The 7,826-nt window shown below is 60.2% G+C and carries 8 protein-coding genes; 6 read left to right on the top strand and 2 right to left on the bottom strand.

Features of this window, described 5'->3' with window-relative positions; genetic code table 11:
- From CYR55_RS23555 to cmoB, 4 genes are all read left to right on the top strand, one after another.
- On the top strand, positions 1–208 hold a 208-nt coding region (locus tag CYR55_RS23555), incomplete at its 5' end, for a DUF72 domain-containing protein (protein WP_101816147.1).
- Between the two features lie 121 nt (positions 209–329).
- Positions 330–725 carry an MAPEG family protein gene (locus tag CYR55_RS10830; protein WP_101816146.1) on the top strand — a complete coding sequence of 132 codons (396 nt, stop codon included), beginning with the start codon at positions 330–332 and terminating at the stop codon, positions 723–725.
- Positions 726–828: 103 nt separating this feature from the next.
- Entirely contained in the window at positions 829–1,572 is a 744-nt protein-coding gene (cmoA, locus tag CYR55_RS10825; RefSeq protein WP_101816145.1) for a carboxy-S-adenosyl-L-methionine synthase CmoA, read from the top strand.
- Positions 1,569–2,540 carry a tRNA 5-methoxyuridine(34)/uridine 5-oxyacetic acid(34) synthase CmoB gene (gene cmoB, locus CYR55_RS10820; RefSeq protein ID WP_101816144.1) on the top strand — a complete coding sequence of 324 codons (972 nt, stop codon included), beginning with the start codon at positions 1,569–1,571 and terminating at the stop codon, positions 2,538–2,540. The genes cmoA and cmoB overlap by 4 nt, the downstream gene beginning before the upstream one ends.
- Before the next feature lie 123 nt (positions 2,541–2,663).
- On the opposite strand, the gene cutC is transcribed toward cmoB, so the two are convergent.
- Positions 2,664–3,422, bottom strand: coding sequence for a copper homeostasis protein CutC (gene cutC, locus CYR55_RS10815; RefSeq protein ID WP_101816143.1), 759 nt, complete (start codon positions 3,420–3,422; stop codon positions 2,664–2,666).
- A 151-nt stretch (positions 3,423–3,573) separates the two neighbouring features.
- Here cutC and CYR55_RS10810 point away from each other — a divergent pair, with 151 nt between their 5' ends.
- On the top strand, positions 3,574–4,716 hold the full coding sequence (locus CYR55_RS10810; protein WP_101816142.1) for a MalY/PatB family protein: 1,143 nt from the start codon (positions 3,574–3,576) through the stop codon (positions 4,714–4,716).
- Here CYR55_RS10810 and CYR55_RS10805 read toward each other — a convergent pair.
- Positions 4,713–5,282, bottom strand: a complete 570-nt coding sequence (locus CYR55_RS10805) for a VOC family protein (protein ID WP_101816141.1) — start codon at positions 5,280–5,282, stop codon at positions 4,713–4,715. The two genes, CYR55_RS10810 and CYR55_RS10805, sit on opposite strands and share 4 nt — an antisense overlap.
- A 749-nt stretch (positions 5,283–6,031) precedes the next feature.
- On the opposite strand from CYR55_RS10805, the gene argS reads away from it, so the two are divergent.
- Complete coding sequence (gene argS / locus CYR55_RS10800; protein WP_101816165.1) at positions 6,032–7,765, top strand: arginine--tRNA ligase; 1,734 nt, start codon at positions 6,032–6,034, stop codon at positions 7,763–7,765.
- Positions 7,766–7,826: the final 61 nt, after the last annotated feature.

Below are 7,826 nucleotides of genomic sequence, written 5' to 3'. Positions count from 1 at the left end.
CAAGCTGGAGGATAACCTGGCCTGGTTTACCCCCTGGTTCACCAAGCTGGCTGACTGGCAGCAGAGCCACCCGCCGTTCCTGTTCATCCATACGCCGGATTGCAGCGACGCCCCGCAACAGGCGCAGAAGATCTGGCAACGGCTGCAACCGCAGATCCCCGGCCTCGGCCCGGCACCGGACTGGCCGGAGCAGGCAGCCCTGTTCTGACCAGCGGAAAAGTGTCAACCCCGGCGGACAGCCTTCCCTTTGCTTTCAGCGTTTTCCGCAAGACAGGCCCGGCCTGCGCGCGTATTATCCGTGCGCAAAACAATAAGTCGGTGGAGTGAACATGGTTAGCGCGCTGTATGTGGTGCTGGGCGCATTGTTGCTGATTAAGTTGTCCGTGGATGTGGTGAGGCTGCGGATGCAGTACCGGGTCGCCTATGGCGACGGTGGGTTTTACGAGTTGCAGACCGCCATCCGGGTGCACGGGAACGCGGTGGAGTACATCCCGATCGCCGCGCTGCTGCTGGTGATGATGGAGATGAACGGGGCGGACATCTGGATGGTGCACCTGTGCGGCATCATGCTGCTGTGCGGCCGGCTGTTCCACTATGTCGGCCTGAAGCAGCGGGAGTTCCGCTGGCGACGCAACGGCATGGCCGCCACCTACGCCTCCCTGTTGCTGATGGTGGCCGCCAACCTCTATTACCTGCCCTGGAGCCAGATCCTGACCCTGCGCTAAGCGCCGGTCAGGGCGCAAATCGCGGTTTATGCCGCCGGCAGCATGATTTCCGGCGGTTATCTGTTAGAATACGCCCCCTCATTTTTCGATCAGACACAGCGCTATGCCAAACCGCGATACTCTTTTTTCTGCGCCGATTGCCAAACTGGGCGACTGGACCTTCGACGAGCGCGTCGCCGAGGTGTTCCCGGACATGATCCAGCGCTCGGTGCCGGGTTACTCCAACATCATCTCTATGATCGGGATGCTGGCCGGGCGCTTTGTCCGCCCCGGCAGCCAGGTGTATGACCTCGGCTGTTCGCTGGGGGCCGCCACCCTCTCTATGCGCCGCAATATTGAGGTGCCGGGCTGCCGCATTATCGCCGTGGACAATTCGCCGGCAATGGTGGAGCGCTGCCGCCGCCACATTGATGCCTTCCGCGCCGACACGCCGGTAGAGGTGATTGAGGCGGATATCCGTGACATCCCTATCGAGAATGCCTCGCTGGTGGTGCTGAACTTCACCCTGCAATTCCTCAAGCCGAATGACCGCCAGCAACTGCTGGACACCATCTGCCGCGGGCTGCGGCCGGGCGGCGCGCTGGTGCTGTCGGAGAAGTTCAGCTTTGAGGATGGCGACATCGGGGAGCTGCTGTTCAACATGCACCACGATTTCAAGCGCGCCAACGGCTACAGCGAGCTGGAGATCAGCCAGAAGCGCAGCATGCTGGAGGATGTGATGCTCACAGACTCGGTGGAGACCCACAAGGCGCGGCTGCGCCAGGCGGGCTTTGCCCACGTGGAGACCTGGTTCCAGTGCTTCAACTTCGGGTCGTTGCTGGCACTGAAAGCGGGAGAAGAGGCATGATTGAGTTTGGCGATTTCTACCGCCTGATTGCCAGCGGCCCGCTCAGCCACTGGCTCAACACCCTGCCCGCCCAGCTGAGTGCCTGGCAGCAGGAGTCCCTGCACGGCAAATTCCGCCAGTGGTTCAACGCCGTTGACCGCCTGCCGCTGCTGACGCCGGAACGCCTGGATCTGCTGCACAACGTGCGGGCGGAGATGGCCGCGCCGCTCTCTGAGGGGCAGAAAGCCGGCATGGAAAACCTGCTGCGCAACCTGATGCCGTGGCGCAAGGGGCCGTTCTCCCTGTACGGTATCGACATCGACACCGAATGGCGTTCTGACTGGAAATGGGAACGCGTGCAGCCGCACATCTCTCCGCTGGCCGGGCGCACCATTCTGGATGTCGGCTGCGGCAGCGGCTACCACATGTGGCGGATGGTCGGGGCCGGGGCGCAGCTGGTGGTGGGTATCGACCCGATGCAGCTGTTCCTGTGCCAGTTTGAGGCGGTACGCAAGCTGCTGGGCGGCGACCAGCGCGCCCACCTGCTGCCGCTCGGCATTGAGCAGTTGCCGGAGCTGGCGGCCTTCGACACCGTGTTCTCAATGGGCGTGCTCTACCACCGCCGATCCCCGCTTGATCATCTCTATCAGCTGAAAAACCAGCTGGTGAGCGGCGGCGAGCTGGTGCTGGAGACGCTGGTGATTGAGGGCGACAGCCAGCAGGTGCTGGTACCGGGCGATCGCTACGCGCAGATGCGCAACGTTTACTTTATCCCGTCGGCGGCGGCGCTCGAGGGGTGGCTTTCGAAATGCGGCTTTGTGGACATCCGGCTGGCGGATCTTTCTGTCACCAGCCTTGACGAGCAGCGCCGCACCGGCTGGATGACCAGCGAATCCCTGGCGGAATTCCTGGACCCGGACGACCGCAGCAAAACGGTTGAAGGCTACCCGGCACCGCGGCGCGCAGTGCTGGTCGCCCGCAAACCCTGATGCGTAAACCCTGAACATCCGGCGAAAAAAAGCCCCGACAAAATGGACGGGGCTTGGTACACGCGCAGTACACGCAAAAGGTCTTGCGACCCGGTAATGTGGTTGCGCCCCCGGCCTGCCGCCTCAGGCGGTACGCGGCAGAGGGCCATCATTACAGAGTGCACTTTTCATGGTAGCCACCACGTCAGCATCCACGCAGTAACGGCTGAACTCATCAAACTCCAGATCGGTACACAGGGTGACACCCGCTTTGCGGTGACGCACCGGTGACGGCACGTGGCCGCCGGCGGAGCTGTGCACCTCTCGGATGCCGATATCCACAAACTTATGCAGGTTAGTCAGGCGGATGCCGCCGCCGGCCATGATCTCCGGCCCCTGGGTGTGCTGCACCAGCTCCCGCAGCAGGGTTAACCCCAGCTCCGCGCTTTGTTGTTGCCCAGAGGTTAAAATGCGCGCAACACCGAGTTGCGTCAACTGTTCTAATGCCACCATCGGGTTCAGGCACATATCAAAGGCGCGGTGGAAAGTGACCTCCATGTCCTTGCAGAGCACCATAATCTGCCGCATCCGCGCCAGATCAACATGCCCTTCCGCATCCAGCACCCCAATCACCACGCCGGGGAAGCCCATGTCGCGCATACAGGCGACATCATTTTTCATTGCGCTGAACGCATAACTGTCGTAACAGAAATCGCCCCCGCGCGGCCGTACAATCGGATGAACCGGAATCGATAACCCTTCGCGCGCCATCATCAGCGTACCGTAACTGGGCGTTAGCCCCCCTTCCGGCTGGCTGGCGCACAGTTCGATGCGGTCCGCCCCCGCGCGTTCTGCCTCCAGCGCACAGGCCAGGCTATAGCAGCATACTTCCAGTTTCGTCATTACTTCTCCCCTTATTCGGACCACATGCTATAACCCCGGAAACAGGGCCGGGCATTGAATCGCCCGGCCGGTCAACATTGCGGCTTGTTATTGATAAAGCGTCTCGCGTAGGCTGAGTAACGACCTTTCAGCCGGGCATAAAGAGATAACTATGGCATTCAATTTCGATTTACGAGTCGATCGCAGTCACAGCGATAGTATGAAATGGCATAAATACCGCGATCGGGCGGTGATCCCGCTGTGGGTGGCGGATACCGATTTCCAGTCTCCGCCGGCGGTGATTAAAGCCCTGCAACAAAGGGTCGCGCATGGGGTATTTGGTTATGGAACGCCGCCGCCGGAACTGACCGCGTTGATCGTTGAGCGGATGCATGACCGTTACCAGTGGGCCATCCGCCCGGAGTGGATTGTCTACCTGCCGGGGCTGGTGTGCGGGCTGAACCTGGCGATGCGCAGCTATACCGGGGCGGCACAGGCCGCCATTATCCCGACGCCCCTCTATCCGCCGTTTGCCGACGCGGCGGCCTATGCCGGGCGCGCACATTATACGGTTCCGTTGCAGGAGACCGCAGGCCGCCGGCGGCTGGCGCTCACGGCCATCGAACCGGCGCTGACCGGCGATCAGGCGCTGCTGTTTCTCTGCAACCCGCATAATCCCGGCGGCACCGTCTACCGGCGTGACGAGCTGGAAGCGCAGCACGCCTTTGCCCGGCGCCACGATCTGGTGGTCTGTTCCGATGAGATCCATTGCGACCTGATTCTGGAACCCGGCTGCCGCCATATCCCCTTTGCTTCGCTGGATCCGGATGCGGAACAGCGCACCATTACCCTGATGGCCCCATCGAAAACCTTTAACCTGGCCGGGCTGGGGGCGTCGTTTGCGATCATTGCCCACCCGGCGCTGCGGCACCGGTTTAAACAACAGCGGCGGGGGGTAGTGCCTCATGTGGATGTGCTGGCGTATGTGGCGGCCACCGCGGCCTACCGTGAGGGGGAGGCGTGGCTGGCCGCGCAGCTCGATTACCTGCGGGCCAACCGGGATCTCGTGGTGGCGCGCATCAACGCCCTGCCCGGCCTGCGGCTCTTGCCGGTGGAGGCGACGTATCTGGCGTGGATTGATGCGTCAGCCCTGCCGGTGGAAAGCCCTTACCACTTCTTTCTGGCGGCCGGGGTGGGCCTGACGGACGGGGCCGCGTTTGGTGATGCCCGCTTTGTGCGGCTGAATTTCGGCTGCCCGCGCACCCTGCTGGATGAGGCGCTGACGCGGATGGAGCACGCAGTCGCCGCGCTTTAAGCCTGCTCGCTGGCGACGATCTCACGCAGGGTATGCGGGTGGAATTTGAGGGTCACCGAGCCGTCACTCACCGCCAGCGTCGGGTTGGGCAAACGTTCATTCTCGCCCTGCGGTGAGCTGTATTTCAGCTTGATGCCGGGGGCCAGCAGCGCCTCATCGGAGAAATGGGTCAGCGCCCGTGCATACAGGGTCTCCGGGTCGCCCGGCAGCACCAGTTCCACATGCTCCCATCCCTCATGCGGGTAACGGCGCTCGCCCGGGTAAGGTAACTCGATCACATCAATCTGCCATGAGCAGACCCGCAGCGGCTCGCGGAGATCAAACAGGCAGATGGCCCGCCCGTTGATCTGGTTTTCAGACAGCAGGCTGCCGCACTGTTCAAACCCGCGCCGCCAGCGTTCGGCGGTCGCGACCTGGTGGCAGCGCACGGAGATGTGGTCCGCCGGGAAGGCCGGCAGATCGAGCTGGAGTTTTTGCGCAAAGGTTTCCAGCGCCAGCTCAAAACGGCTCAGGTCAGCGACCAGATCTTCCAGTTCAGCGATGCCTGCTAAGGGTGAGGACGGCATAATTTCTTCTCTCTGTTCAACGTCATAAACCCATAATTTACATGGCGACCCGGCCGGGTACCAGCCGGAAGCCGGCCTTTTCCCCAGAAAACCCTGTGCAGCCAGCTTATTCCCTGCTTTTTGCTGTGCCAAAAATCCCGGTTTACCACCCTGCGTTATGTAAGGAAAATTTCTCAATGAAAATTTCACATTTCATCAGGTGAAATTATGTAACTGTTGAAAACATAAAGAATAATTTATAATTAATTCTCGGATTTTTCCTAAAGGATCGGCAGCAGATTGCACCGGTTTCATAACTGAGATATTTTATTTTTAGTTTATTTAATAGGAAGATATGCACCATGATGTTACTTGCCGCCTGTGTTTTCCTGATGGCCACCGCCTCATTCGCCATGTACCGCCACTTTAGCCTGATTAAAAACACACAACTGAGCACAGACCGGAAAGTGCGCAGAAATTAATCTTTTATTTTATTTCCACGTCCTTCTCTCCTTCCTGTTTCACCGTTTTTTCTCTTTCCTCTGTTTATGAGCACGCGGCCCCATCCCGCCCATGGCGGATAAACCGGCCGCGTCTGCCCTGCTGACTGACCGTAAGGCGTACTGACGTTCCTGTCCGGATAGGATATAATGGCCGTTTGCTTAACGCCTTGCCGGCACAGCGTTATTTCTGTGCCTTTACAGCAGGCGCCCCATGATCTCAGGCGGGCTGTGACCCCCCAGCCCCCTACCAGCAATAAAGGTAACCCGGTGAATATACAGGCACTTCTTTCCGAAAAAATCAGCCAGGCGCTGATTGCCGCAGGCGCACCCGCAGAGAGCGAAGCGCAGGTGCGTCAGTCAGCCAAGGCCCAGTTTGGTGACTATCAGGCTAACGGCGTTATGTCGGTTGCAAAAAAGCTTGGCATGCCGCCCCGACAACTGGCGGAAAAAGTGGTGGATGCACTGGATCTGAGCGGCATCGTCAGCAAGGTTGAGATCGCCGGCCCCGGCTTTATTAACCTGTTCCTGGAGAAAAGCTGGGTCGCCGCGCAGGTGGATCACGCCCTGAGCGCGCCGAAGCTCGGCATCACCCCGGTCACCCCGCAAACCATCGTGGTGGATTACTCCGCGCCTAACGTGGCGAAAGAGATGCACGTCGGCCACCTGCGCTCCACCATCATCGGTGACGCTTCCGTGCGTACCCTGGAATTCCTGGGCCATAACGTCATCCGTGCCAACCACGTCGGCGACTGGGGCACCCAGTTCGGGATGCTGATCGCCTATCTGGAGAAGATGCAGAACGAACACGCTGCCGAGATGGAACTTGCCGATCTGGAGCAGTTCTACCGCGAAGCCAAAAAGCATTACGACGAAGACGCGGCCTTTGCCGAACGCGCCCGTGCCTATGTGGTGAAACTGCAGGGCGGCGACGAGTACTGCCGCCGGATGTGGCGCAAGCTGGTGGATGTCACCATGGCGCAGAACCAGATCACCTATAACCGCCTGAACGTGACGTTGACCGAGCGCGATGTGATGGGCGAAAGCCTCTACAATTCGATGCTGCCGGGCATTGTCGCTGACCTGAAAGACAAAGGGCTGGCAGTGGAGAGCGAAGGCGCGACCGTGGTGTTCCTGGATGAGTTCAAGAACAAAGAAGGCGAGCCGATGGGCGTCATCATCCAGAAAAAGGATGGCGGCTACCTCTATACCACCACCGATATCGCCTGCGCCAAATACCGTTACGAAACGCTGGGCGCTGACCGGGTGCTCTACTACATCGACTCCCGCCAGCACCAGCACCTGATGATGGCCTGGTCCATCGTGCGCAAAGCCGGCTACGTGCCGGACTCCGTACCGCTGGAGCACCACATGTTCGGCATGATGCTCGGCAAGGACGGCAAACCGTTCAAAACCCGCTCCGGCGGCACGGTGAAGCTCTCCGATCTGCTGGATGAGGCGATCGAGCGCGCGGGCAAACTGATCAAAGAGAAAAACCCGGACCTCAGCGAAGAGGATCTGAAACAGCTGGTGAACGCGGTGGGGATCGGCGCGGTGAAATATGCCGACCTCTCCAAGAGCCGTACCACTGACTACATCTTCGACTGGGACAACATGCTGGCGTTCGAGGGCAACACCGCCCCGTACATGCAGTATGCCTACAGCCGGGTGGCGTCCATTTTCAAACGTGCGGCCATCGATCCGGCCAGCCTGCAGGCGCAGCCGCTGGTGCTGAATGACGAGCGTGAAATCACGCTGGCTACCCGCCTGTTGCAGTTTGAGGAAGTGCTGACCACCGTGGCGCGCGAAGGCACGCCGCACGTGATGTGTTCTTACCTCTACGATCTGGCCGGCCTGTTCTCCGGCTTCTATGAGCACTGCCCGATCCTCAGCGCCGAAAGCGACGAGATCCGCAACAGCCGCCTGAAACTGGCCCTGCTGACCCAGCAGACGCTGAAAACCGGCCTCGACACCCTGGGTATCGAGACCGTCGAGCGCATGTAATCACGCAACGCTGACCAATAAAAAGGGCGACATTCACTGTCGCCCTTTTTTTATACCGTTA

This window comes from Chimaeribacter californicus (assembly GCF_002858675.1).
GTDB lineage: Bacteria > Pseudomonadota > Gammaproteobacteria > Enterobacterales > Enterobacteriaceae > Chimaeribacter > Chimaeribacter californicus.
Note: the sequence above shows the minus strand (reverse complement) of the source record. Positions and strands in the feature narration are given on the sequence as shown.

Excerpts from the sequence above, each read along its gene's own strand:
- CYR55_RS10830 (WP_101816146.1), top strand. The coding sequence starts at position 330 with ATGGTTAGCGCGCTGTATGTGGTGCTGGGCGCATTGTTGCTGATTAAG.
- cmoA (WP_101816145.1), top strand. The coding sequence starts at position 829 with ATGCCAAACCGCGATACTCTTTTTTCTGCGCCGATTGCCAAACTGGGC.
- cmoB (WP_101816144.1), top strand. The coding sequence starts at position 1,569 with ATGATTGAGTTTGGCGATTTCTACCGCCTGATTGCCAGCGGCCCGCTC.
- cutC (WP_101816143.1), bottom strand. The coding sequence starts at position 3,422 with ATGACGAAACTGGAAGTATGCTGCTATAGCCTGGCCTGTGCGCTGGAG.
- CYR55_RS10810 (WP_101816142.1), top strand. The coding sequence starts at position 3,574 with ATGGCATTCAATTTCGATTTACGAGTCGATCGCAGTCACAGCGATAGT.
- CYR55_RS10805 (WP_101816141.1), bottom strand. The coding sequence starts at position 5,282 with ATGCCGTCCTCACCCTTAGCAGGCATCGCTGAACTGGAAGATCTGGTC.